Origin of the sequence: Paenalcaligenes niemegkensis, assembly GCF_022230885.1 — a bacterium.
GTDB lineage: Bacteria > Pseudomonadota > Gammaproteobacteria > Burkholderiales > Burkholderiaceae_B > Paenalcaligenes > Paenalcaligenes niemegkensis.
Genome location: NZ_JAKGCT010000004.1, coordinates 2,239,737 through 2,262,411, shown reverse-complemented (window position 1 = coordinate 2,262,411; position 22,675 = coordinate 2,239,737). Strand labels below are relative to the sequence as shown.

Below are 22,675 nucleotides of genomic sequence, written 5' to 3'. Positions count from 1 at the left end.
GAACCACACAGCACATTGATTATGAGAAAGACTGTTGCCGTGTATTTTCCAGACGCAGCAATTCATTTTTTCGCGCTAAGCCCCAACGGTAGCCCGACAGTACACCATCCTGCCGTACTACACGATGGCATGGGATCAATACGGCGATTCTGTTCGCTGCGCAAGCGCTGGCAACAGCCCGTACCGCCTTCGGTTTACCAATCAGGAATGCCAGCTCTGAATAGCTTCGCGTCTCTCCGGCTGGAATCGTGAGAAGCTGCTTCCATACACGTTGCTGAAATGGGGTACCCACCACGCGCAGCTCGATATCGTCGCCCAGACCGGGTTTCAGTATTTTCTGCTTCACTCGCAGACAGAGACTGGATACGTTCTCTTCATCGTGCTGTAGTGGCTCACCCTTAAACATGCGCTGCAAGTCTTGAAAAGCCTGCTCTACATCATCGCTCAGTATCACAGCGCACACAGCATTATCGCGTATAGCGACGGTTACCGTCCCCAGAGGGCTCAGGGTATGTGCATAACGTAGCACCGCGGGTGACGGCTGCGGCTGGGCTGACAACATCATCATTATCCTTATGACACACGTCTGAATGTAAAGTTAAGTCGTGCAGAGATCGACTGATTGTCCGAAGGCCTGGCTACAGACGAAATGCCGTGATAACGCAAGCGATCCGGGCCTCCGAACACCAATACGTCACCATGCCTAAGGTTCAGTTTATGAACCGGATCTGAGCGCTGCAAACCGCCCATCAGAAAAGTAGCCGCCAAACCTAAGGAAAAGGAGACAATCGGCTGACTATAGTCTTGTTCATTCTTATCCTGGTGCAGGCCCATTTTAGACTGTGGCGAATATTGGTTCACCAGGCAGCTGTCGGGGTTGAAATTGGGGTAACCCGCCAGGTCAGCCACCTTAGAGGCCAATGCATGCAACCTGGGGGCAGGGCGGGCCAGTGACGCTGACTTATGGGGTCAACGGTGGTGTAACGATAGCCTGATTCATCACTTGTCCAGCCTAATGGCCCCCAACTGGTCGTCGCCACCGACATTTTACCTTTAGGCGTACGCATGGATCTGAATGGAAACTGTTTTTCAAGAGCTGCCAATTCCGCGTACAGCCAGTCCACTTCACCAAGCAAATAACCCGGAAACAAAACCGTATGAGGAGTCAAAAACTCTGGCTCTGCAGCACCGCTATTCGCAAACAGGTCAAAAGTCATAAAAGCGATTTACTTCGCAGCCCTCAATTCGGGGCTTGACGAATATACTGCGAAAAATCAACGTTTTCAGGAATTTTTTTGGCTCGTTCAGTAATCGCAGCCTGCTGACGCAATTGCGCCAGCGATTCGGAGTTATCTAATGCCTTAATTCCATATAGGTATTCAGGCAGATAGCCTGACAGCAACAACCGATAATCTTTAGGCAGACCAGGAATTATCCGTGTAACCAGCTCATAAATAATGGTGGTGCAATTGGCAATAACCGTGTGATAGAAGCGCGGCTCGGCCGCAACTTCGTTTGCCGTGTCTGCATAGGCTAAGAATAACGAGCGGGCTGCAGGCAAGTCCATGTTGACTTTATAGCGATAGACATCCTCGCCCCGGGCATTGGTACGTAAACGGACAATGTCATTCTCGTCAGCTGCCACCACACTCATTTCAAACTTCTTGAAGAAACCGCCTACAGATGAAAATGACTCGTGTTTCTCGCGGCGTATTTCTACCGACCAAACTACCTGTTCGCCATTGCTGAACCCAAACGAGACCAAGGTATGAGCAATAGCCGGCCCCATCCAATACGACAGGAAAACATCTACACTTTGAATTTGATCAATATCGTATTGGCGGGTTTCCCATCGGGCATTGGCCTTATCCCGGTTTATCCAGTCAAAATTACGTACGTTGTGCAAGATCACATGGGTACCATTTACTTCGGCAGTGGTTAAGCGGTTAACATCTTCAGCCCAATCACGGTGATTCGAAGCTTTGATAGTGCTCCACCAGGCGCCCAGCATAAGCAAGAGCAAAACCACACACAATAACTGCCATCCCGCCCCCTTGCGCCACCACTCCCACAACAAAAAACCGTTAATCACACACCAGATGACAATTATGGCCCACCGGGCCCAGCCCGACAGCTGAAGCTGGTAAAACAAGGCCAGCGCACCCCAAGCTATCGAGAATAGTGCAGGTATAAACAATAACGTGCGCCAAATCATTGTGTGCCCCTGTAATGGTCTGGGTGTAGGTTAAAGGGTTTCACCCATGGTTTCGCCCATTTTAATTGAACCGGTTGCAGACCAGGCAAGATTGAACCGGTAAGAGTCCTGAGGAAAAAGTAGCACCACCGTTGATCCGAGCAAGAAACGCCCCATCTCCTCGCCTTTCTTTAAGCAAATAGCCTGATCGTCGTATGACCACTCAACAATTTCTTTTGCCCTGGGCGGGTTCACTTGCCCATGCCATACTGTTTCCATACTACCGACAATGGTGGCGCCTACCAACGCCATTACGAATGGCCCGCGCTCGGAATCAAACACACATACGACTCGCTCGTTGCGGGCAAAAAGCCCGGGAACGCCTCGTGCCGTCGTTGGGTTAACCGAAAACAAGTCTCCGGGCACATAGATCATACGTAACAATCGTCCGTCACATGGCATATGGACCCGGTGGTAATCACGTGGACTCAGGTAGAGAGTTGCATACAAGCCATCACGAAACTTCGCTGCCAGTGCTGCGTCTCCGCCCACCAGGGTTTGAGTGCTGTAGTCATGGCCTTTAGCCTGAAATATTTGATGGGTCTTTATTGCACCTAATTGACTTATGGCCCCGTCAACGGGACTAACCAGATCAGCTTCCGAAATAGGTCTGGCACCTTCTTTTAAGGGACGCGTGAAGAATTCGTTGAAGCTGGCATATGCGGTAGGGTCGGAGTTCTGCGCTTCACTCATGTCCACGTTGTAACGACGTATAAAGCGCATAATGATTTTTGTCGTCCAGGCGCCTCCTTTATGCGAGGCAACCTTGCCCGCAAACTCGGTCAAAAGCCGCTTAGGAAACAAATACTGAGGAAGAACAGCTAAACGATTGAACATAATTAAAAAATTTCCGTGATCAGCCTGCGGGAATTGGCCAATACTAAATCAACTCTATTTTGTTGCGTCCGCCATTCTTTGCCAAATACAGCGCTCTGTCCGCCCTGTGTATGGTGAATCTCTCCAGTCACGAGCAAAACGATAAACAGGTGTGGGCGACGTGGAAATTTTAAAAAATGGTAGGCCAGGACATGACTTCTCTGCCTTCAGCAAACAAGGGGACGAGCAATTTTGGCATGCTCCGTGCACTCTGTCACGGCTAAGTGCATGAAAAACAGCTACTTGTCTCTTCAGACCTTCACTCTATGTGCTCACCGTGGACCACACAGCTTTACCCACATCTTTTACAGAGCTTATACACAAGCCTAAGTCTTTGTTTTATAACTAAATTAAGTTTTTATACACAAATGCTATTGATATATCCATTCGCTTATGTAAACTATCTCTAACCAACGTACCGTAGCATATTAAAAAACGCGTTTTCTCATAACAGCGTAAAAGATGGGCGTTCATTTTGTGTTTCCTCATCGATCACACTAACTTGCGTTTTCTTCGCGGCACATTTCATGACCGAGGTTTTAAATCAATGGCACGCTGAGCTCTCTCTCAGCTTTTCGTTACAAAATGCTACGCGCAGCATTCTTGCTCGGCGTCACCATAAAGGTCCTCTTTTAATACAAAAGGCCCTTTATCCCGAAGGTCCTGAAATTTGCCACGTAACCATTTTGCATCCCCCTTCGGGAATTGCAGGGGGCGACGTGCTTGATATTCGTGTGCACGTAGATCACGGTGCGCATGCTGTGCTTGCCAACACCGGCGCCACCCGCTGGTACAAGGCCAATGGGCGTGAGTCGGTTCAAACGGTCACCTTGGACGTTTCAGCCCATTCAAAGCTTGAATGGCTTCCTTGCGAAAATATTTTTTCGAAGAGTCTAATGCGAAGAACACGACCATCGTGAATCTCAGCGCCGATGCGACCGCCATTGGTTGGGATTACTTCCAGCTGGGCAGCGTGCTTCGCGAAGGTCATTGGAAAGCAGGCCATTTGCGTACCACCACAGAACTGTGGATAGAAGGTCAGGTTTTTGGATTGATACGGGCGAACTCAGTGCTGCAGACCCCTTGCGAAACAGCATGAATGGTTTGGCGTCCTTCCCGGTTAGTGGCACGCTGTGGGCATTTGGTCATGAGCTTTCGCACGAAAGCTACGAACAGCTCGCCCAAGGTATGCCCTGGAGTGAGCAGATCCGAGCGGGGGTCAGCAAACTAGAGTACAGCGCCACACATAACTTGTATCTTATTCGAGTGCTTGCCCAACATGCTGAAGATGTTAAACACTTTTTAATCGAAGCCTGGCAGCAGCTGCGCCCTTTGATGTTGAACACACCAGCCAACCACCTGCGATTATGGAATACCTGATTCCAGCCGGGTGCACCTGAACATTAGCTTCAGTCTGTTTAAACACGAGACTAGCCCGTAGCCCGACTGTTTTAAAGCATTTCTGCCTGAAAGGCGACGAAAGACCCCACTGGGCTTGACGCATTTGTGTAATAGGAAATTGAGATGGAATTAACGCCACGCGAACGAGATAAATTATTGATTTTCACCGCAGCGCTTCTGGCTGAACGTCGTAAAGCACGCGGTTTAAAACTAAATTATCCAGAAGCCGTCGCGCTGATCACGGCCTCGCTGATGGAAGGAGCCCGGGATGGGCGCACTGTTGCAGAGTTAATGAACGATGGAACCCAAATTCTTAGCCGCGACGATGTAATGGAAGGAATTCCAGAAATGATTCCGGACATACAGGTGGAAGCCACATTTCCCGACGGGACCAAATTAGTAACTGTGCACAACCCTATCATCTAGGGATCGAATACAGCATAGCGCAGGACTAGCCAGACCTCATTGTGTCGGCAGCTTTTTATTTATCATTTTTTTACGCGTGGATAACATATGATTCCAGGTGAAATTATTGCTGAAGATGGTGACATCAAACTGAACGTGGGCCGCGAGACCTTGTCATTGATTGTGATCAATACCGGTGATCGTCCTGTTCAAGTCGGTTCACACTATCATTTTGCTGAAGTAAACCGCGCCCTTGAATTCGATCGAAAAGCAGCGCGTGGCTTCCGCTTAAATATCCCAGCCGGGAATGCGATCCGCTTCGAGCCAGGACAGCGCCGTACTATTGAACTCGTAGCCTTGGGTGGATTACGGCATGTATATGGATTTCACGGTGACGTCATGGGAGCCCTTTAATGAGTACGATTTCTCGTAAAGCCTATACCGAAATTTATGGTCCTACGTTTGCAGATGGCAAGGGCGACCGAGTCCGTCTTGCCGATACCGAACTCTTGGCCGAGATCGAAAAAGACTTCACCACCTTTGGCGAAGAGGTGAAATTCGGGGGCGGCAAGGTTATACGCGATGGCATGGGACAAAGCCAGCGCTTGGCTAAAGATGTTGCTGACACTGTTATCACCAACGCCATGATTATCGATGCCATTACCGGTATTGTTAAGGCTGACATCGGAATTAAAGACGGCTTTATTAGCGGTATAGGTAAGGCAGGAAATCCTGATATTCAGCCCGGAGTCGACATTATTATTGGTGCAGGAACCGAAATTATTGCCGGTGAAGGCATGATCATCACAGCCGGTGCCATCGATACGCATATCCACTTCATTTGTCCGCAGCAGGTAGAAGAAGCCCTGGCTACTGGAACCACTACCCTTATAGGGGGTGGTACAGGCCCCGCCACAGGTTCCCTGGCCACTACCTCGACCTCCGGGGTGTGGCATCTTCAGGCCATGCTGCAATCACTAGATACCATGCCGGTGAACATTGGTTTATTTGGCAAGGGAAGTTCCAGCTCACACGAAGCCCTGCGCGAACAAGTGCGGGCTGGCGCCATGGGGCTGAAAATCCACGAAGACTGGGCGAGCACACCACAGACTATTGATACGTGCCTGGACATTGCCGACGAAATGGATGTGCAAGTCGCCATACACAGCGATACCCTCAACGAGTCAGGCTTCGTGGAAGACACCTTTGGCGCTTTCAAGGGCCGCACCATCCACTCCTTCCATACGGAGGGAGCCGGCGGTGGACACGCCCCCGATGTCATCGTGGCAGCCGGCATGGAGAACGTCTTGCCCGCGTCCACGAATCCCACCATGCCTTTCACCGTCAATACTATTGATGAGCATCTGGACATGGTCATGGTGTGTCACCACCTGAATCCAGCTATTGCAGAAGATCTGGCCTTTGCTGAAAGCCGGATCCGCCGTGAAACAATTGCTGCTGAGGATATTCTTCACGATCTGGGTGCCTTCTCGATTATGAGTTCAGACTCACAAGCCATGGGCCGGGTTGGCGAGGTCGTCTTACGCACCTGGCAAACCGCCGACAAGATGAAAAAGCAGCGGGGTCCTCTACAAGGTGATTCAATCCGTTCCGATAACGAGCGTATCAAACGCTTTATTGCTAAGTACACCATCAACCCTGCAATCGCTCATGGCATCAGTCACATTGTTGGTTCGGTTGAAGTGGGGAAATTTGCTGATCTGGTACTGTGGAAACCCGCCTTTTTTGGGATTAAGGTCAATATGGTGCTCAAGGGCGGCATGGCTGCCACAGCAAGTGTGGGTGACCCCGGCGCTTCAATCTCTACACCGCAGCCAGTCTATATACGCCCTATGTATGCCTCTTACGGCAAAGCACTGCGCACCTCTATCACTTTCGTTTCGCAGGCGGCCATCGATAGCCCGGAGCTAAAAAGCCTGGGTCTGAACAAAACGCTGGTTGCTGTTAAAAACTGCCGGAATATAGGTAAGAAAGACATGGTCCGAAACGATTGGCTTCCTGCTATCACGGTGGATCCACAAACTTATCAAGTCATGGCTGATGGCGAACTTCTTACTTGTGAGCCGGCTAAAGTTTTGCCGATGGCCCAACGTTATTTTCTTTTCTAATAATTATGCGAATTTTTCAACAACGACTCAGCCACGACCAGGCTGATGAAAGTCAGCGCCATAATGTACCAGTAGTGACATTAAGCTTTGCAGACCGCCGACGCAGCCGCCAGCGACTTAAGCTGAATACCGGCGAGGAGGTCGGCCTGGCACTAGAGCACGGACTAGTACTGGTGGATGGTGACTGGCTAGCCGATGCCAATGGCGAACTTATCATGGTGCGCGCAGCGCGCGAAACTGTGCTGCGCATCACCAGCGGCTCAAACCTGCAATTAACCAGGGCAGCCTACCACTTAGGCAATCGGCACGTCACGCTCGAAGTAGGTGATGGCTATCTACAGCTTGAGCATGACCCTGTGCTTGTTGACATGCTTACCCAGTTGGGTGGCCTGACACTTGATCAGGTGCAGGCTGCGTTTAACCCTGATGTTGGCGCTTACGGGGAGGCCATCGCCATGGTCATGATGAAAGCTTCGATGAAGACTATGCGCTGGCACAAGCGGCGTTCACAGCAAATGAACCCGAATCTTCACACGGCCATCCCCATCACGACCACACACACGATCACGGCCATGGCGGACACGGGCCTCACCACGACTGAGCAAGCGACTTCGGCAATGTTTAACCTGGATATGGCTCAATTGGGAGCCATTCTTCAACTGTCATCCCCCGCTCTGCCTATTGGTGGCTACAGCTACTCGCAAGGCCTCGAGGGGGCCGTGGAAATAGGACTGATACATGACAAGCATAGCGCCTCTGATTGGATCAGCCAGCAGCTTCAATGGGTTGTAGCGCACTCTGAAGGCCCCATTTGGGCATTACTGTACGACGCGTGGTCAAGCGAACGCTTTGAAGACGTCGTTCACTGGAACAGCTATTTTTATGCGTTACGTGAAACCAGCGAAATCCGCTTGGAAACCACCCAAATGGGGTGGTCTCTCAACAAACTGGCCAGTGAACTACGTTGGTATAGCTCTGAACGGCAAAAACAGTTACAGCAGCTTCAGCCCATGACGTTGCCAGCGGTACATTCACTGGCTGCCTACTCCTTGAACATCGATAAAACAGCCGCACTAACCGCTTTTTTCTACACATGGCTTGAGAACCAGGTAACGGCTGCCATTAAAAGCGTGCCTTTAGGTCAGGTCGCCGGACAACAGATCCTCACAACAGGGCTGGCACTGCTACCTTCCACCGTTAACGAGGCTCTGGCACGCAGCACATCGGCGCCACCCAAGGTCCAGTCGTTCGCCCCCAGTACGCTGTTGTGTCCTCCCGCCATGAACATCAATTCAATCGTCTATTTCGTTCTTAAAAGGTACGGTTATGCAAACTTCTGCCCAAACTCCAGACTCAAACCAACGCACCAAAAAGTTGCCTCCCTTGAGGGTAGGGGTAGGGGGCCCGGTAGGATCAGGCAAGACCACCTTGCTTGAAATGTTAGGCAAGCGCATGCACCCAGAGTTTGATCTGATTGCCATTACCAATGATATTTACACCAAAGAAGATCAGCGCCTGCTGACTATTTCAGGTGCTTTACCTGCCGAACGCATCTTGGGTGTGGAAACGGGCGGATGCCCACATACGGCCATACGGGAAGATGCTTCTATTAATTTGGAAGCTATAGATCGCATGCTTGCGAAATTTCCCGACACCGACGTTGTATTTATCGAATCTGGGGGCGATAACCTGGCCGCTACATTCAGCCCGGAATTATCGGATCTCACCATATATGTCATCGATGTCGCCAGCGGGGAAAAGATCCCTCGCAAGGGCGGCCCAGGCATTACAAAGTCTGATCTGCTGCTCATTAACAAGACCGATTTGGCGCCTCATGTAGGCGCGTCACTTGAGGTAATGGAGCAAGATGCCAAACGTATGCGGGGGATAAGCCCTTTTTGATGTGCAACCTAAAGACTAATTCTGGCGTGCAGGAAGTCATCGATTTCATCAAGAAAGAAGGACTGCTTTTGCCCTGAGCTTAATGTAACAAAGCTGAAAAATAAATTTCACGACGGCCTTTAAGGCCGTTTTTTATTGTTTTTTAGCTGTGGATAAGCTCTATAGCGAAGGGTTGTGCATAACTTGTTGAAGTTTTATGAACAAGTGCCGCTTCAAAGTTATCCACAAAACTTATGCAGAAACTGTCCTATCCCTTAATGCCGTTTCTCAACAGCTAAAAAACAGCGCCAAAGCCGCTTGTGATAACGGCTAGAACGATCTGTTCTACTTATCCACAGACACCCATTACTATTATTAGGTATATATAGTAGTTATTAATAAAAGAATCTCTTTTCCTCTGAGTCCAACCATGCCCCAACTATTTATACGCAAACTTCCTAACGTTGCTCTGGATATCGTGGGAGATGTACATGGAGAACTCCATGCTCTGGAATCCCTTCTTGGGCATCTGGGTTACGACACTGACGGCCACCATCCAGACCAGCGTCACCTTGTTTTTGTTGGTGACCTTTGTGATCGTGGTAACGATAGCCCTGGTGTCTTACGAAAGGTACGAAGCCTGGTAGAAAAAAACTGGCTTCAGCCATCATCGGAAATCATGAGCTGAACCTTTTACTCAATGATGCAAAGGATGGATCGGGCTGGTTTTTTGAAGAACGTCAGCAAAGGGACAATGCTTTCTATGCGCCTTACACCAAGGCCACGAAAACAGAACTGGATGAGTTTCCACAATTTTTAAAAACACTTCCGCTAGCCCTGGAACGTGATGACATTCGTATCGTTCATGCTTGCTGGAATGAAGACGCGATTGAAACTCTCAGAAACTCCACCTATACCGACCTTTTGCAGGCTTATCGTGCATGGGAAAAAGAGACGACGCTGATTGCCGAGCAGAGTGGATTAGAAAGGGAATATCAAAAAGTAATTCTGGAATGGGCTGAAGCTTTGGAAAATCCTCAGATTCAGCCTCCCTTTTACAGACGATTGCTGACTACGAAATTTTGGAACGTCAGCACAATCCAATAAAAGTGCTTACCTCCGGCCTCGAACAACAAGCACCAGCTCCGTTTTTTATCGGTAATAAATGGCGTTTTACAGACCGCACTCGTTGGTGGGATACATACAAAGACGATGTTCCAGTGGTGATCGGTCACTATTGGCGCTTATTTAAATTTAGTCCCAAGGCATCCAGGTTTAGCCAGCTTTTTGACGACATTGACTGTCATGAATGGCACGGACAGAAAAAAATGTTTTTTGCGTGGATTTCTCGGTCGGAGCTCGCTGGCGTGAACGGCACCCCGAAATCCTCGCTCCTGAGAATCATTTTTACCTGGCAGCGTTACGCTGGCCAGAAAATCGTTTAATTCTGGAGACAGGGCAAGAGTTCTCACTTTCCAACGATTCCAGTTGCTGAGTTCTACCTTTGTAGTGCTGAAGCTACAGGGTTTAAAAGTTTTTTGTCATAGGTGCCTGTGGATAAGCCCTAGAGAGAGCCTTTGTGCACAGGGTGTGGATAGTAAGGGTACAAGGTGTATTTACTTATGCACTGTAAAAGTTATGCGCAATCTGTCCACGTGAAACTTTGCTGTTATCCGGGGGAATTTAAAGCTTGAAAAGCCCGTAGTTATTGGACCTTAGAGACTTGTTCTAGTTATCCACAGACACCCATTAGTCTTATTAGATATATATAGATGTTATTGAATAACTAATGATTACCTTCCAACTTCCTGTCTTCAATGCCCAGACCAAATCGCCCTTGCCTTAGCTGAGTTTGGTGCCTACACTGAAAACGTCACCACTCATTCGTAAACGTCTTTCTGTTTTTTTATGCTGCAAACGAAAAAACCCTTTCTGAAAAAACATGAAAGGGCTGTAGGTAAATTTGTATAACTTTGCTAATTTAATGATTTATCTAGATATTTTCTCTAAACGCTCAATTGCTCTAGCCAGGGTATGATCCTGCTTTGCAAAACAAAATCGTACAAGCTGGTGGTTTGCAGCGACAGACTTCGGATCTTGGTAAAAAGCAGAAACGGGTATCACCCCAACCCCATGTTCCTGCGTTAACCACTGACTAAATTCGATCTCATTTTTTGTAGACAAGCCTTGGTAGGAAGCTAGTAAAAAGAAAGTCCCTTCGCTTTGCATAGGCTCAAAAGCAGTGTTCAGCAGCCCATTGAACAAATAGTCACGTTTCTTCTGATAAAACTTAGCTAAATCATTGTAGGTAGCAGAGTCCTCCATATACCGGGCCAAACCAACCTGCATCGGAGTCGCGACGCAAAAAACCATATATTGGTGCACTTTCTGGATTTCTTTACTGAATTTTGCTGGTGCCAGACAATATCCAAGCTTCCATCCAGTAGCACTGAAGGTTTTACCGAAAGAAGAGACGATAATTGAGTTCTCACGCAAGCTTTCCCGTGTGGATAAACTTAAATGAGGATGGTTATCAAAAATCAGGTGCTCATAAACTTCGTCAGATAAAAGGGTGATTCCAAAGTTATGCACAAGATGTTCAAGAGCATCTAAATCCTGAGGTTTCAACCTGATTCCTGTAGGGTTATGCGGGAAATTAAGAATCAATAACCGCGTTTTGCTACTGATAACCTTTTCCACAGCTTCCCAATCGATGTAATAGCTATCCACAGGGCTTTTAGGGGCCACCATAGGCACAATTACTGCAAAGCCCCCAGCTAACTCTATACATGGCAAGTAGAGGTCGTAGAACGGCTCTATGACGATTACTTCATCTCCGGGGTGTACCAGCGCCAGAATGGCCGCCATCAAGGCCTGGCTAGCTCCGTTAGTGACGGTTAGCTCGTAATCTGTGTCATAGCTTGCCCCATACAGTGTTTTGGTCTTGGTTGCGATTGCTGACTTCAGTAATGGGTGGCCACTCATGGGAGCATACTGATTATGACCTTCAAGCATGGCTTGATGTACTGAGTCGATCAGACCGCGATCTGTCTCAAAATCAGGAAAGCCTTGCCCTAAGTTGATTGCGTTATGGTCGATGGCTAATCGACTCATCACCGTAAAAATGGTCTCGCCTACATTTGGCAGTTTTGACTTGATACTCATAGTGGATTAATGCCCTGGATTATTTTTAATGATGCGTCAGAAGCCGCATGGATAAATAACGTTTTTTTCATAACTATATGACGAAAAAATACGACATTGGGGTATGTTGGTATTGGTAAACGACGCTCTGCATGGTTATGCTTTCGCTGACATTGATTCAGAAGCAAGTGCTAATTTATCGCGCTTAGCCTGTTTGCGGTTTGCCAGACAATAATCAGCCCGGTTTTTGAATACGGTTGCTACTGAGTCGTAGTCAAACTTTTATACGTTTTTATCAGGAAGCTGTAAATTATGGTTCAAACCGGCAAAGTTAAATGGTTCAACGCTGAAAAAGGCTTCGGCTTTATTAGCCCTGATTCTGGCGATGCAGATGTATTTGCTCACTTTACCGCGATCGATGGCCGCGGTTTTCGTTCGTTAAACGAAGGGCAGCCAGTAGAGTTCGAGGTACAGCAAGGTCCTAAAGGGCTGCAAGCCGCTGCGATACGACCTATGCAAGAATAAAAAATCAGTGCTTTTTAAGCCATGCTGATTCCAAAGCGCCTAAATACGGCGCTTTTTTTGTCCCTCCTATTCCCTCGCGGGCTAAGCTAATCCTCTTGCACGGGTTTTTAAGTATTGGGGCGAGGGCAGGTTTTTTGCCTGAGTCTCCATTTCATCTTTGAAAACCCCTGTTTTTGGTTTTTCCGGGGTAGGGCTAAGGGTAGGGGAAATTACTCGTTAACATCCTTTTCTCTCTTGACCCAGAGTAATGAGCGCTTGGGTGAAGTCTGGCTCAATCAGTGGAAAGCATAAAAGTTATCCTTGGTGCCACACAGGTTATGCACATAGTTACCCACAAGATGGTGAGCGCTTAAGCTGCATGTGTTATGGGCCTGAGACAACGGAGAAATAAATATCGAGATGTTATCCACTGTTCATAGGGCAAATAAATACTGTCCTGGCAAAGGCACATGCGGCTACCCAACTTTGACGTTCATGGAAAATTCTTCGTGCTGACCATTGGCCTAATTCTATGCTGATTCTCAGTATGTAGCCTGTCATCTATCGGTGACAGTGAATCCACAGGCGCATTGATCCGAAGCTCTCAATGTTAAGCTGGGGTAGCAGGCCCTTAAACACACTTTTACCAAGTCGGCCAACGTTAGCTTTGGTTTAGGCGGCACATGGCGCATGCTCTCCTGATAATAGTGTTTTAGCATGCTGATAGAGTTCGATTTTGGATAAGGGGTGCACGGCTTATAGGTAGAGTTATAAATAGGCTTTTTAGCTTAGTCTATTTGGTTTAGGCTGTTCCACGTGGAACATGCTTGCTATGGCTCAGAGCCCTATGGTTTCACGTGAAACCATGTTGAAGTAAGATTTTCGAATAGCCTGTATTGTCGTAGGAGGGGTCTTGTTGAGAATACGTTTAGATGCAAGCTCGAGATATTCAACAGCAAGTACAACAAAACATAAACGGAATGGATTGATCAGGCATAACACGGTATGTTTCACGTGGAACCTGACTGGTTTAGCAAGAGTTAAGATAGTCCGAGTGGGGTAGCTTTCCGAATCTGTCATTCAGTATGAAGTGAATTAAAAGTAATTTATTCGATAATGCTTATAAGCAAATAGGTTCTTTGAAGGTTTTCCTGAGTAAAAACGCTATTCGCCTGAACAGGTCAATGTTAACGTCTACATTTCTATATGCTGATTTAGAGTCTGTTAAAGAGAAAATTACTCATCCGTGCTGAAGTAAAGCTAATAACCGCGTAGCGGCACTGACAGTTAAGCAATTAAAGGTGTTTTCGAGCTTCTTTAAATTTCGAAATTAGCCTTAACTGTTGTTTTACAAGATTAAAATCTGAAAGGGTTGCGCGGCGGTCGTATAATGAGTTTTTATCGAATTTCTGTTCTACTACAATGATTTATCCAGACGAGTTTGACGTTATCGTCGTCGGCGGTGGCCACGCGGGTACCGAAGCGGCCTTAGCAGCTGCGCGCGCCGGCGCCTCTACGCTGTTGCTCACCCATAATGTAGACACGCTAGGCCAAATGTCCTGCAATCCCTCTATTGGAGGTATTGGCAAAGGCCACTTGGTGAAAGAAGTGGATGCATTAGGAGGCGCGATGGCGATGGCAACGGATTATTCCGGAATCCAATTCAGGATTTTAAATCAATCCAAAGGACCTGCTGTGCGCGCTACGCGAGCCCAGGCAGATCGATCCCTGTACAGAGCAGCAATTCGACAGACAGTACAAAATCAGCCTAATTTGATGGTTTTCCAGCAAGCTGTGGATGATTTGCTTTTAGAAGGAGATCGAGTGGTAGGAGCTGTAACCCAGATTGGTCTTCGTTTTAAAGCGAAGGCTGTGGTACTAACAGCTGGAACATTTCTAAATGGTCGAATTCATGTTGGGTTAGACAATTACTCTGGCGGCCGGGCAGGGGATCCACCTGCCATTACGCTTGCACAGAGATTAAAAGAAATGAAGTTACCCCAAGGTCGACTCAAGACAGGGACACCGCCGCGCATTGATTCCACAACCATAGATTATTCTAAGTTAGAGCTGCAGCATGGTGATAGCAATCCTATACCGGTCTTCTCCTATTTAGGTAATGCGGCCATGCACCCCCGGCAGATGCCGTGCTGGATTACTCACACCAACGCGCGTACGCACGATATTATCCGCTCTGGTTTGGATCGCTCTCCTATGTATAGCGATTCGGGAACGATCGAAGGGGTGGGTCCCCGTTATTGCCCTTCCATTGAAGATAAAATTCATCGTTTTGCTGATAAATCGAGTCATCAAGTATTTCTTGAACCAGAGGGGCTTACCAGCACAGAAATCTATCCCAATGGCATATCTACTAGCTTGCCTTTTGATATACAGATAGGTATTGTGCAAAGCCTTCCAGGTCTTGAAAATGCACGTATCATGCGCCCTGGCTATGCTATTGAGTACGACTATTTTGATCCTCGAGCCTTGAAACCTTCTTTAGAAACCAAGGCAATTAATGCTTTGTTCTTCGCTGGGCAAATCAATGGTACTACCGGCTACGAAGAGGCTGCAGCTCAAGGGCTATTGGCCGGTATTAATGCTGTATTGCAGATCAGGGGAGAGGAAGCCTGGACGCCTAAGCGAAATGAAGCATATTTGGGCGTTCTTGTTGATGATCTCATTACTAGTGGCGTAACCGAGCCGTATCGGATGTTTACCTCGCGTGCGGAATATAGGTTAAGTTTGCGTGAAGATAACGCAGATCAGCGTCTTACAGAGGTCGGTAGAAAACTGGGGCTTGTAAATGACGAGCGCTGGAACGCTTTTAATCGTAAACGTGATGCTGTCGCCAGCGAAATAGAACGTCTGCGAGGAACCTGGATAAATCCAACGTTAGTTTCACGTGAAACATTACATGCGGTCTTAGGGCAGGGAATTGAAAGAGAATACTCACTACATGACCTGTTGAAGCGTCCTGAAATTAAATATCAGACCCTGGGACAGCTAGTAAGTAAAGACGGCACCCAAGTGTTGAGTGACTTGGGCTTAGATCCGGTTGTTGAAACTCAAGTCGAAATAGAAGTGAAGTATGCCGGTTATGTCACCCGCCAGCAGACTGAAGTTAAGAGACAAGCATCTTTTGACGAACAGCTTATTCCTGAGAGTATTGATTATTCAAAAATAAAAGGCCTGTCAAACGAGGTGGTCCTTAAACTAGAGGCAGCCAGGCCGCAAACAATTGGGCAGGCAGGTAGGGTTTCTGGTGTGACACCGGCAGCAGTCTCAGTGCTACTGGTTTATTTAAAACGCCTAGGACAGGCGAGAAGTGCGGCATGAGTGATAAGAGCATAGAATTTTCGGCACGTCTTAATGGGGCGTGTACTAGTTTGGGATTGACGCCAGACATGGTGCAGCACGAAAAGCTGCTTAAGTACATCTCGCAATTGCAGCGATGGAACAAAACATATAATTTGACTGCGGTGCGTGATCCCGAGCAAATGCTGGTCCAGCACATTTTTGATAGTTTGTCGGTAGTGCTTCCTATTCAGCAGGAACTGGCTGAAAAAAACAAAAGTAGTGCCAGAATTATGGATGTGGGATCTGGTGCTGGCTTGCCCGGAGTCGTCTTGGCTATAGTTAACCCAGAATGGGAAGTGGTGTGTGTTGATGCCGTAGAGAAAAAATGGCATTTGTACGTCAGATGTCAGCTGTATTGGCTCTACCTAACCTGAAGGCAACGCATCAGCGAGTCGAGACTATTACCCCTTATGCCGCCGATATAGTAATATCTCGCGCCTTTGCTTCGTTAGTCGACTTTGTCACTTTGGCTGGACAACATATATCCCAAAATGGACGGATGTTAGCTATGAAGGGACGCCAGCCGGAAAATGAAATTCTAGAACTTACACAACAAACCTCATGGTCAGTTGACCACGTGAAACCTCTAAGGGTTCCCGAGCTAGACGCCCAGCGATGCCTGGTTTATTTGAGTCAACAAGGATAACTATGTCTGCTAATTCCACCAAACCCAGGACATATGTATTTTGTGTCGCCAACCAGAAGGGCGGCGTGGGTAAGACCACCACAACGATTAATCTGGCTGCTGCATTGGCTGCATTGAAGAAAAAGTCTTGCTTATCGATTTAGATCCGCAAGGAAACGCCACGATGGGCAGCGGAATCGATAAAAACAATGTAGAACATAATGTTTATGAAGTTTTGATCGGCCAAAGCACAATTTCAGAAGCTAGGGTACATTCAGAAACGGGTGGTTACGATGTGTTGCCATCTAATAGAGAGCTTTCTGGGGCGGAAATCGACCTGGTTCAAATGGATGAGCGCGAAAAACAGTTAAAAAGAGCGCTTGGAAAGGTGTCTCACGAGTACGATTTTGTACTTATAGACTGCCCTCCAACCTTATCCTTGTTAACCTTAAATGGACTTGCCAGTGCACACGGTGTCATTATTCCGATGCAATGCGAGTATTTTGCTTTGGAAGGCTTATCTGACCTCGTAAACACGATCAAACGGGTCTATCGAAATATTAATACCGAATTACAGTTGATTGGTCTGCTGCGTGTCATGTTTGATACACGGGTGACACTGCAACAGCAAGTGTCGGCACAGATTGAAGCTCATTTTGGTGATAAGGTCTTTAAGACAATCGTGCCAAGAAATGTGCGTTTGGCTGAAGCGCCCAGCCACGGGATGCCAGGCATTAGCTACGATAAAAATTCGCGAGGTGCCAAAGCCTATATGGAGTTCGGCCGTGAGCTCGTCAAGCGCCTTAAGAAAGAGGCTAAAGAAGAAGAGGCCGCTTCGCAGCCAGCAGAAGCTTAAAGTTTAAAGGAATACTCATGGCAACACGAAAGCCTAAAGGATTAGGGCGAGGATTAGATGCCCTGTTGGGTGTAGACGCAAGTGTGATCGATAGCATTGGTAAAACAGAGGCTGCGGCGGGTACACCTCACGAACTGGGTGTGGACGATCTGGTAGCGGGTAAGTATCAGCCTCGTACCCGAATGGACGAAGGGGCGCTTAACGAGCTTGCCGATTCTATTCGCGCGCAGGGTGTAATGCAGCCAATTTTAGTTCGTCCTTTGGCTGGAAAAGACAGTGCGAAATACGAAATTATCGCGGGCGAACGCCGCTATCGTGCAGCAAAGTTAGCGGGCCTGGAACGGGTTCCTGTCCTGGTCCGTGAAGTGGCTGACGAGAACGCGGCCGTAATGGCGCTGATCGAAAACATTCAGCGCGAAGATCTGAATCCGCTTGAGGAAGCGCACGGGGTTAAACGTCTAATTGACGAGTTTGCGTTAACTCACGAGCAGGCAGCCCAGGCCATAGGACGTTCACGTTCAGCCACTAGCAATCTATTGCGTCTAATCAATCTGGCAGAGCCGGTCCAGATTATGCTTTTAGCTGGCGATATTGACATGGGGCACGCTCGCTCTTTGTTAGCTACCGACGCTGCCACGCAGATCATGTTGGCGAACGAAGTCATAGCGCGTCGGCTATCTGTACGCGAAACAGAGAAGCTGGTGGCAAAGACGCTACGCGAAGCCGACAATGCTGATGCTGTAGCCATAGCGACAGCTCCGAAGAAAAACGGGGATGCGCAGCGAGTAGAAAAGGCCCTGTCCGAGCATCTGGGCACCCAAGTGGTGCTTAAGGTCGGAGCTAAAAACAAAGGTCATTTACAAATCAGCTTTCACGGCTGGGAACATTTGAACAGTTTGCTGGAAAAGCAGGGCTGGAATACCTTGATCGAAAAGTAAGTTCTTGAAGGCCATTGCGGCGGCAAGACATTGCGCTTATAGCATCTTGATAGCTATAAGCGCTTTTTTTGTTCTGTCTGAAGCTGAATTCAGACTTTATGTTGACTTATGTTACGCGCGCGGTCAAAATGACTGTCTTTGTGGAAATGCATCTACCTTTTTATGTTTTTATTTGCGAATTACGTAAATAAATTTGTAAATAAAACGTAAGCAAGTTGCCAAACTTGTTGACAGCCATAAAAAATACATGCATAATTCGCAATTCGCTTTATGGTGGGATACCCAAGTGGCTAACGGGGGCAGACTGTAAATCTGTTGGCTTACGCCTACGTAGGTTCGAATCCTACTCCCACCACCAGAACAATGGCAGAAGCCTAACAGCCTCTGCCCCGGGTGTAGTAAGAATCAACTGCGGGTGTAGCTCAACGGTAGAGCAGAAGCCTTCCAAGCTTAAGACGAGGGTTCGATTCCCTTCACCCGCTCCAAATTATTATCGTTAATTAATGCAACGGTAAGAAGCATAAGTCGCCCATGTGGCTCAGGGGTAGAGCACTCCCTTGGTAAGGGAGAGGTCACGCGTTCGATTCGCGTCATGGGCACCACAACTCTTTATATTTCAGCATCCTTCCATTCAGGAGTCTGCCATGGCTAAAGGCAAGTTTGAACGGACTAAACCACACGTCAACGTAGGCACCATTGGTCACGTTGATCACGGTAAGACCACATTGACCGCAGCAATCTGCACGGTTTTGGCAAAAGAATACGGCGGCGAAGCACGCGACTACGCGCAAATCGACGCAGCTCCTGAAGAGAAAGCCCGCGGTATCACCATCAGCACCTCACACGTCGAGTACGAGACACCTAACCGTCACTACGCTCACGTTGATTGCCCTGGTCACGCTGACTACGTTAAAAACATGATTACCGGTGCAGCGCAGATGGATGGCGCGATTCTGGTGGTTTCGGCTGCTGATGGCCCCATGCCTCAGACACGCGAGCACATTTTGCTAAGCCGCCAGGTTGGCGTTCCTTACATCATCGTGTTCCTGAACAAAGCCGACATGGTTGACGACGCTGAGTTGCTCGAACTGGTTGAAATGGAAGTTCGCGAATTGCTGTCGAACTACGATTTCCCTGGCGACGACACACCGATCATCACTGGCTCTGCTAAATTGGCTCTGGAAGGCGATGCTGGCCCCTTGGGTCACTCAGCTGTGCTGGAACTGGCAGCGGCGCTTGACAGCTACATTCCTACGCCTGAACGTGCGGTTGACGGTGCATTCCTGATGCCTGTTGAAGACGTGTTCTCGATTTCGGGCCGCGGTACTGTGGTTACCGGCCGTATCGAGCGCGGTATTGTGAAAGTGGGCGAAGAGATCGAAATCATCGGTATCCGTGATACGGTGAAATCGATTTGTACTGGTGTTGAAATGTTCCGCAAGTTGCTCGATCAGGGCGAAGCGGGCGATAACGTTGGTATTTTGCTACGTGGTACAAAACGTGAAGACGTTGAGCGTGGTCAGGTATTGGCCAAGCCAGGTTCGATCAAGCCACACACCGACTTCACTGCTGAGGTCTACATTCTGTCCAAAGAAGAGGGTGGTCGTCACACGCCATTCTTCAAGGGCTACCGTCCTCAGTTTTACTTCCGTACGACGGACGTAACGGGCACGATCGAATTGCCGGAAGACAAAGAAATGGTGCTTCCTGGTGATAACATTTCGATGACGGTGTCATTGATTGCGCCAATCGCGATGGAAGAAGGTCTGCGTTTCGCGATTCGCGAAGGTGGCCGTACTGTTGGTGCTGGTGTCGTTGCCAAAATTATTAAATAAATAGTAGTAAAAAAGTGCAAAAGGGGGTACTATTCCCCTTTGCACTTGTTGTCACAGTGAGCCTTATACGGCAAACTGTCTTCAAGGTATAGGGGTATAGCTCAATTGGCAGAGCGTCGGTCTCCAAAACCGAAGGTTGAGGGTTCGATTCCTTCTGCCCCTGCCACTCAGTCATTCGTCACGCTTTCGTGGCGTCCTATCGTCGGAATATGTCGAATACCAACGTAGAAACCGTTAACCGTGGCTCAGAGCGTCTTAAACTGGGCCTGGCAGTACTAGTGCTTGCTGCAGGCATTGTTGGTTACTCCATCTTAGAGACACAGCCCGGTTTAGTCCGGGTAGGCGTGTTCGTGGGCGCTTTGATTGTGGCCGCTTTGATTGTGTTCTTCAGTGATACTGGCAAGCGTACAATAGCGTTTGCGCGCGATTCCTACGGCGAAGTCCGACGCGTACACTGGCCGTCCCGCAAAGAAGCTACGCAAATGACAGGCATCGTGTTCCTGTTTGTTGCGGTTATGGCTGTCCTGTTGTGGATTATAGACAAAGGGCTTGAGTGGGTCATTTATGGCCTGCTACTAGGCTGGAAATAAAGGGCACACATGAGCAAGCGCTGGTATGTCGTTCACGTTTACTCCGGTATGGAGAAAAGCGTGCACAAGGCTTTAGTCGAGCGAATCGAGCGTGCCGAGCTAGAACATGCTTTCGGTCAAATCCTGATTCCTTCGGAAGAAGTCGTTGAAGTCAAAAACGGCAAAAAAACAATTACTGAACGTCGTATTTTCCCAGGTTACGTATTGGTCGAGATGGATCTCACCGACGAAACATGGCATTTAGTACGCAGTACCAATCGTGTTACGGGCTTCCTGGGTGGTGCGGGTAATCGTCCTGCGCCTATATCCGAGCGCGAAGTCAAAGAAATATTGTCGCAAATGGAAGAGGGTGTAGAGAAACCTCGTCCTAAAGTGCTGTTTGAGGTCGGCGAACTTGTGCGGGTAAAAGAAGGCCCGTTCGCTGACTTTAACGGTAACGTTGAAGAAGTTAATTACGAGAAAAGCAAGGTTCGAGTCTCCGTTACTATTTTCGGCCGCTCGACCCCTGTAGAACTCGATTTCGACCAGGTTGAAAAAACCTGAGTTTTAACCCCGGGGAGCCAGCTGTTTAACTGCAGCAGGCACTATTACCCGCAAGGAGTCTATCATGGCGAAAAAAATCGTCGGTTTTATCAAGCTGCAGGTTCCAGCTGGTAAGGCAAATCCATCGCCACCCATTGGCCCAGCATTGGGTCAGCGTGGTTTGAATATCATGGAATTCTGCAAGGCATTCAATGCCCGCACCCAGCAACTCGAGCCAGGTCTGCCAATTCCAGTTGTAATCACTGCTTTTGCAGACAAGAGCTTCACTTTCATCATGAAGACGCCTCCGGCGACTATCCTGATCAAAAAAGCTGTTGGTATTAAAAATGGTTCGGCCCGTCCTAACCTGGATAAAGTTGGTACGCTTACTCGCGCTCAAGCCGAGGAAATTGCCAAAACTAAAGAACCCGATCTTACTGCTGCCGATTTAGACGCAGCGGTACGCACTGTCGCCGGTACTGCTCGCAGTATGGGCATTAACGTCGAAGGGGTTTAATAGTCATGGCTAAATTAAGCAAACGCGCAGCAGCCATTGCTGCCAAAATCGACCGTAATAAATTTTACCCTGTTGCTGAAGCTTTGAACCTGGTCAAAGAAACCGCAACAGCAAAGTTCAACGAGTCTATCGATATTTCAGTTCAGCTTGGTATTGATCCCCGTAAATCGGACCAACTGGTTCGTGGTTCGGTGGTTCTACCTGCTGGTACAGGCAAAAGCGTTCGTGTAGCCGTATTCGCTCAAGGCGATAAAGCTGAAGAAGCACGTGCAGCCGGCGCTGAAATCGTAGGTTTGGATGACTTGGCTGAGCAGATCAAAGCCGGTCAGATGGACTTCGACGTAGTGATCGCGTCTCCAGACACAATGCGTGTTGTGGGTACCTTAGGTCAAATTCTGGGCCCACGTGGCCTGATGCCTAACCCTCGCGTTGGCACGGTTACACCTGATGTTGCTACGGCAGTGAAAAATGCTAAAGCTGGTCAGATTCAGTACCGTACCGATAAAGCAGGAATTATCCACGCCACTATCGGTCGTGCTTCGTTCGAAACAGAACAGTTGCAGACCAACCTATTGGCTCTTGTGGATGCTCTTAATAAAGCTCGCCCAGCGGCAGCTAAGGGCGTTTACATGCGCAAGATCGCCGTTTCATCCACTATGGGTGGCGGTGCTCGTGTTGAAATTTCATCTTTGCAAGCGTAATTCGCTTTCAAAGTAAACAGAACTTTGGGCTGTGGTTAGCATTTTGTTAGCCATTGCTGTCAAAGACCGTTGGAGAAGTCAAAATCGGTGCTTAACCGCCTCGTTCTAGATTTCTTAATCATTCATCCAACGTAGAC

General features: G+C 48.3%; 20 protein-coding genes, 4 tRNA genes and 5 pseudogenes. 23 read left to right on the top strand and 6 right to left on the bottom strand.

The window, feature by feature from the left end:
* Positions 1-19 precede the first annotated feature (19 nt).
* From L1889_RS15065 to asd, 5 genes are read right to left on the bottom strand one after another with little or no spacing between them, the layout of a single operon-like run.
* Positions 20-562 (bottom strand): methylated-DNA--[protein]-cysteine S-methyltransferase, encoded by a 543-nt coding sequence (locus L1889_RS15065; RefSeq protein WP_238665778.1) that lies wholly within the window; start codon positions 560-562, stop codon positions 20-22.
* A gap of 11 nt (positions 563-573) precedes the next feature.
* Positions 574-909, bottom strand: coding sequence for an alpha-ketoglutarate-dependent dioxygenase AlkB (locus L1889_RS15060; RefSeq protein WP_238665955.1), 336 nt, complete (start codon positions 907-909; stop codon positions 574-576).
* Positions 858-1,217 carry a 2OG-Fe(II) oxygenase family protein gene (locus tag L1889_RS15055; protein ID WP_238665964.1) on the bottom strand — a complete coding sequence of 120 codons (360 nt, stop codon included), beginning with the start codon at positions 1,215-1,217 and terminating at the stop codon, positions 858-860. The genes L1889_RS15060 and L1889_RS15055 overlap by 52 nt, the downstream gene beginning before the upstream one ends.
* Before the next feature lie 23 nt (positions 1,218-1,240).
* Positions 1,241-2,215: an Lnb N-terminal periplasmic domain-containing protein gene (locus tag L1889_RS15050; RefSeq protein WP_238665777.1), complete on the bottom strand. Its 975-nt coding sequence runs from the start codon at positions 2,213-2,215 to the stop codon at positions 1,241-1,243.
* 30 nt (positions 2,216-2,245) lie between these two features.
* A complete protein-coding gene (asd, locus tag L1889_RS15045; protein WP_238665776.1) occupies positions 2,246-3,091 on the bottom strand; it encodes an archaetidylserine decarboxylase in 846 nt (281 codons plus the stop codon).
* A 566-nt stretch (positions 3,092-3,657) separates the two neighbouring features.
* Here asd and L1889_RS15040 point away from each other — a divergent pair.
* The 9 genes and pseudogenes from L1889_RS15040 to L1889_RS14995 all read left to right on the top strand — a co-directional run bounded on the left by L1889_RS15040 (position 3,658) and on the right by L1889_RS14995 (position 10,391).
* Positions 3,658-4,510 (top strand): annotated as a pseudogene (locus L1889_RS15040) (urease accessory protein UreD).
* Between the two features lie 144 nt (positions 4,511-4,654).
* Complete coding sequence (locus L1889_RS15025; RefSeq protein WP_238665772.1) at positions 4,655-4,957, top strand: urease subunit gamma; 303 nt, start codon at positions 4,655-4,657, stop codon at positions 4,955-4,957.
* Between the two features lie 87 nt (positions 4,958-5,044).
* Positions 5,045-5,350, top strand: a complete 306-nt coding sequence (locus tag L1889_RS15020; RefSeq protein WP_238665771.1) for an urease subunit beta — start codon at positions 5,045-5,047, stop codon at positions 5,348-5,350.
* Complete coding sequence (gene ureC, locus L1889_RS15015; protein ID WP_238665770.1) at positions 5,350-7,065, top strand: urease subunit alpha; 1,716 nt, start codon at positions 5,350-5,352, stop codon at positions 7,063-7,065. Before L1889_RS15020 ends, ureC begins: the two co-directional genes overlap by 1 nt.
* A 5-nt stretch (positions 7,066-7,070) precedes the next feature.
* A pseudogene (gene ureE / locus L1889_RS18930) lies at positions 7,071-7,666 on the top strand (urease accessory protein UreE).
* A complete protein-coding gene (locus L1889_RS15010; RefSeq protein ID WP_308217686.1) occupies positions 7,551-8,501 on the top strand; it encodes an urease accessory protein UreF in 951 nt (316 codons plus the stop codon). The pseudogene ureE and the gene L1889_RS15010 overlap by 116 nt, the downstream one beginning before the upstream one ends.
* Positions 8,392-9,044: pseudogene (ureG, locus tag L1889_RS15005) on the top strand (urease accessory protein UreG). The gene L1889_RS15010 and the pseudogene ureG overlap by 110 nt, the downstream one beginning before the upstream one ends.
* Before the next feature lie 332 nt (positions 9,045-9,376).
* Entirely contained in the window at positions 9,377-9,634 is a 258-nt protein-coding gene (locus L1889_RS15000) for a metallophosphoesterase (RefSeq protein WP_238665768.1), read from the top strand.
* Positions 9,635-10,028: 394 nt separating this feature from the next.
* A complete protein-coding gene (locus tag L1889_RS14995; RefSeq protein WP_238665767.1) occupies positions 10,029-10,391 on the top strand; it encodes a hypothetical protein in 363 nt (120 codons plus the stop codon).
* A 544-nt stretch (positions 10,392-10,935) separates the two neighbouring features.
* Here L1889_RS14995 and L1889_RS14990 read toward each other — a convergent pair.
* Complete coding sequence (locus L1889_RS14990) at positions 10,936-12,111, bottom strand: methionine aminotransferase (RefSeq protein ID WP_238665766.1); 1,176 nt, start codon at positions 12,109-12,111, stop codon at positions 10,936-10,938.
* A 291-nt stretch (positions 12,112-12,402) separates the two neighbouring features.
* Between L1889_RS14990 and L1889_RS14985 the strand changes: the two genes are divergently transcribed.
* From L1889_RS14985 to rplA, 14 genes and pseudogenes are all read left to right on the top strand, one after another.
* Positions 12,403-12,615 carry a cold-shock protein gene (locus L1889_RS14985; protein ID WP_238665765.1) on the top strand — a complete coding sequence of 71 codons (213 nt, stop codon included), beginning with the start codon at positions 12,403-12,405 and terminating at the stop codon, positions 12,613-12,615.
* Between the two features lie 1,401 nt (positions 12,616-14,016).
* Positions 14,017-15,933, top strand: a complete 1,917-nt coding sequence (mnmG, locus tag L1889_RS14980; RefSeq protein WP_238665764.1) for a tRNA uridine-5-carboxymethylaminomethyl(34) synthesis enzyme MnmG — start codon at positions 14,017-14,019, stop codon at positions 15,931-15,933.
* Positions 15,930-16,600: pseudogene (gene rsmG, locus L1889_RS14975) on the top strand (16S rRNA (guanine(527)-N(7))-methyltransferase RsmG). Before mnmG ends, rsmG begins: the two are co-directional and overlap by 4 nt.
* Positions 16,601-16,602: 2 nt before the next feature.
* Positions 16,603-17,435 (top strand): annotated as a pseudogene (locus L1889_RS14970) (ParA family protein).
* 17 nt (positions 17,436-17,452) lie between these two features.
* Positions 17,453-18,373 carry a ParB/RepB/Spo0J family partition protein gene (locus tag L1889_RS14965; protein ID WP_238665763.1) on the top strand — a complete coding sequence of 307 codons (921 nt, stop codon included), beginning with the start codon at positions 17,453-17,455 and terminating at the stop codon, positions 18,371-18,373.
* A 272-nt stretch (positions 18,374-18,645) separates the two neighbouring features.
* Positions 18,646-18,731: transfer RNA gene (locus tag L1889_RS14960), tRNA-Tyr, on the top strand.
* 53 nt (positions 18,732-18,784) lie between these two features.
* Positions 18,785-18,858 (top strand) — tRNA-Gly (locus L1889_RS14955).
* A gap of 42 nt (positions 18,859-18,900) precedes the next feature.
* Positions 18,901-18,975, top strand: a tRNA-Thr gene (locus L1889_RS14950).
* A gap of 42 nt (positions 18,976-19,017) precedes the next feature.
* Positions 19,018-20,208 carry an elongation factor Tu gene (gene tuf, locus L1889_RS14945; protein WP_238665762.1) on the top strand — a complete coding sequence of 397 codons (1,191 nt, stop codon included), beginning with the start codon at positions 19,018-19,020 and terminating at the stop codon, positions 20,206-20,208.
* A gap of 90 nt (positions 20,209-20,298) precedes the next feature.
* Positions 20,299-20,374, top strand: a tRNA-Trp gene (locus L1889_RS14940).
* Positions 20,375-20,417: 43 nt separating this feature from the next.
* Positions 20,418-20,798, top strand: coding sequence for a preprotein translocase subunit SecE (secE, locus tag L1889_RS14935; protein WP_238665761.1), 381 nt, complete (start codon positions 20,418-20,420; stop codon positions 20,796-20,798).
* A 9-nt stretch (positions 20,799-20,807) separates the two neighbouring features.
* Positions 20,808-21,341, top strand: a complete 534-nt coding sequence (gene nusG, locus L1889_RS14930; protein ID WP_238665760.1) for a transcription termination/antitermination protein NusG — start codon at positions 20,808-20,810, stop codon at positions 21,339-21,341.
* A 64-nt stretch (positions 21,342-21,405) separates the two neighbouring features.
* Positions 21,406-21,837, top strand: a complete 432-nt coding sequence (gene rplK / locus L1889_RS14925) for a 50S ribosomal protein L11 (RefSeq protein ID WP_238665759.1) — start codon at positions 21,406-21,408, stop codon at positions 21,835-21,837.
* A 5-nt stretch (positions 21,838-21,842) separates the two neighbouring features.
* Positions 21,843-22,538, top strand: coding sequence for a 50S ribosomal protein L1 (gene rplA, locus L1889_RS14920; RefSeq protein ID WP_238665758.1), 696 nt, complete (start codon positions 21,843-21,845; stop codon positions 22,536-22,538).
* Positions 22,539-22,675 lie beyond the last annotated feature (137 nt).

What these genes read in the sequence shown, in the direction of transcription:
- L1889_RS15065 (WP_238665778.1), bottom strand. Translation starts at nt 562, where the DNA reads ATGTTGTCAGCCCAGCCGCAGCCGTCACCCGCGGTGCTACGTTATGCA.
- L1889_RS15055 (WP_238665964.1), bottom strand. Translation starts at nt 1,217, where the DNA reads ATGACTTTTGACCTGTTTGCGAATAGCGGTGCTGCAGAGCCAGAGTTT.
- L1889_RS15050 (WP_238665777.1), bottom strand. Translation starts at nt 2,215, where the DNA reads ATGATTTGGCGCACGTTATTGTTTATACCTGCACTATTCTCGATAGCT.
- asd (WP_238665776.1), bottom strand. Translation starts at nt 3,091, where the DNA reads ATGTTCAATCGTTTAGCTGTTCTTCCTCAGTATTTGTTTCCTAAGCGG.
- L1889_RS15025 (WP_238665772.1), top strand. Translation starts at nt 4,655, where the DNA reads ATGGAATTAACGCCACGCGAACGAGATAAATTATTGATTTTCACCGCA.
- L1889_RS15020 (WP_238665771.1), top strand. Translation starts at nt 5,045, where the DNA reads ATGATTCCAGGTGAAATTATTGCTGAAGATGGTGACATCAAACTGAAC.
- ureC (WP_238665770.1), top strand. Translation starts at nt 5,350, where the DNA reads ATGAGTACGATTTCTCGTAAAGCCTATACCGAAATTTATGGTCCTACG.
- L1889_RS15010 (WP_308217686.1), top strand. Translation starts at nt 7,551, where the DNA reads ATGCGCTGGCACAAGCGGCGTTCACAGCAAATGAACCCGAATCTTCAC.
- L1889_RS15000 (WP_238665768.1), top strand. Translation starts at nt 9,377, where the DNA reads ATGCCCCAACTATTTATACGCAAACTTCCTAACGTTGCTCTGGATATC.
- L1889_RS14990 (WP_238665766.1), bottom strand. Translation starts at nt 12,111, where the DNA reads ATGAGTATCAAGTCAAAACTGCCAAATGTAGGCGAGACCATTTTTACG.
- L1889_RS14985 (WP_238665765.1), top strand. Translation starts at nt 12,403, where the DNA reads ATGGTTCAAACCGGCAAAGTTAAATGGTTCAACGCTGAAAAAGGCTTC.
- mnmG (WP_238665764.1), top strand. Translation starts at nt 14,017, where the DNA reads ATGATTTATCCAGACGAGTTTGACGTTATCGTCGTCGGCGGTGGCCAC.
- L1889_RS14965 (WP_238665763.1), top strand. Translation starts at nt 17,453, where the DNA reads ATGGCAACACGAAAGCCTAAAGGATTAGGGCGAGGATTAGATGCCCTG.
- tuf (WP_238665762.1), top strand. Translation starts at nt 19,018, where the DNA reads ATGGCTAAAGGCAAGTTTGAACGGACTAAACCACACGTCAACGTAGGC.
- secE (WP_238665761.1), top strand. Translation starts at nt 20,418, where the DNA reads ATGTCGAATACCAACGTAGAAACCGTTAACCGTGGCTCAGAGCGTCTT.
- nusG (WP_238665760.1), top strand. Translation starts at nt 20,808, where the DNA reads ATGAGCAAGCGCTGGTATGTCGTTCACGTTTACTCCGGTATGGAGAAA.
- rplK (WP_238665759.1), top strand. Translation starts at nt 21,406, where the DNA reads ATGGCGAAAAAAATCGTCGGTTTTATCAAGCTGCAGGTTCCAGCTGGT.
- rplA (WP_238665758.1), top strand. Translation starts at nt 21,843, where the DNA reads ATGGCTAAATTAAGCAAACGCGCAGCAGCCATTGCTGCCAAAATCGAC.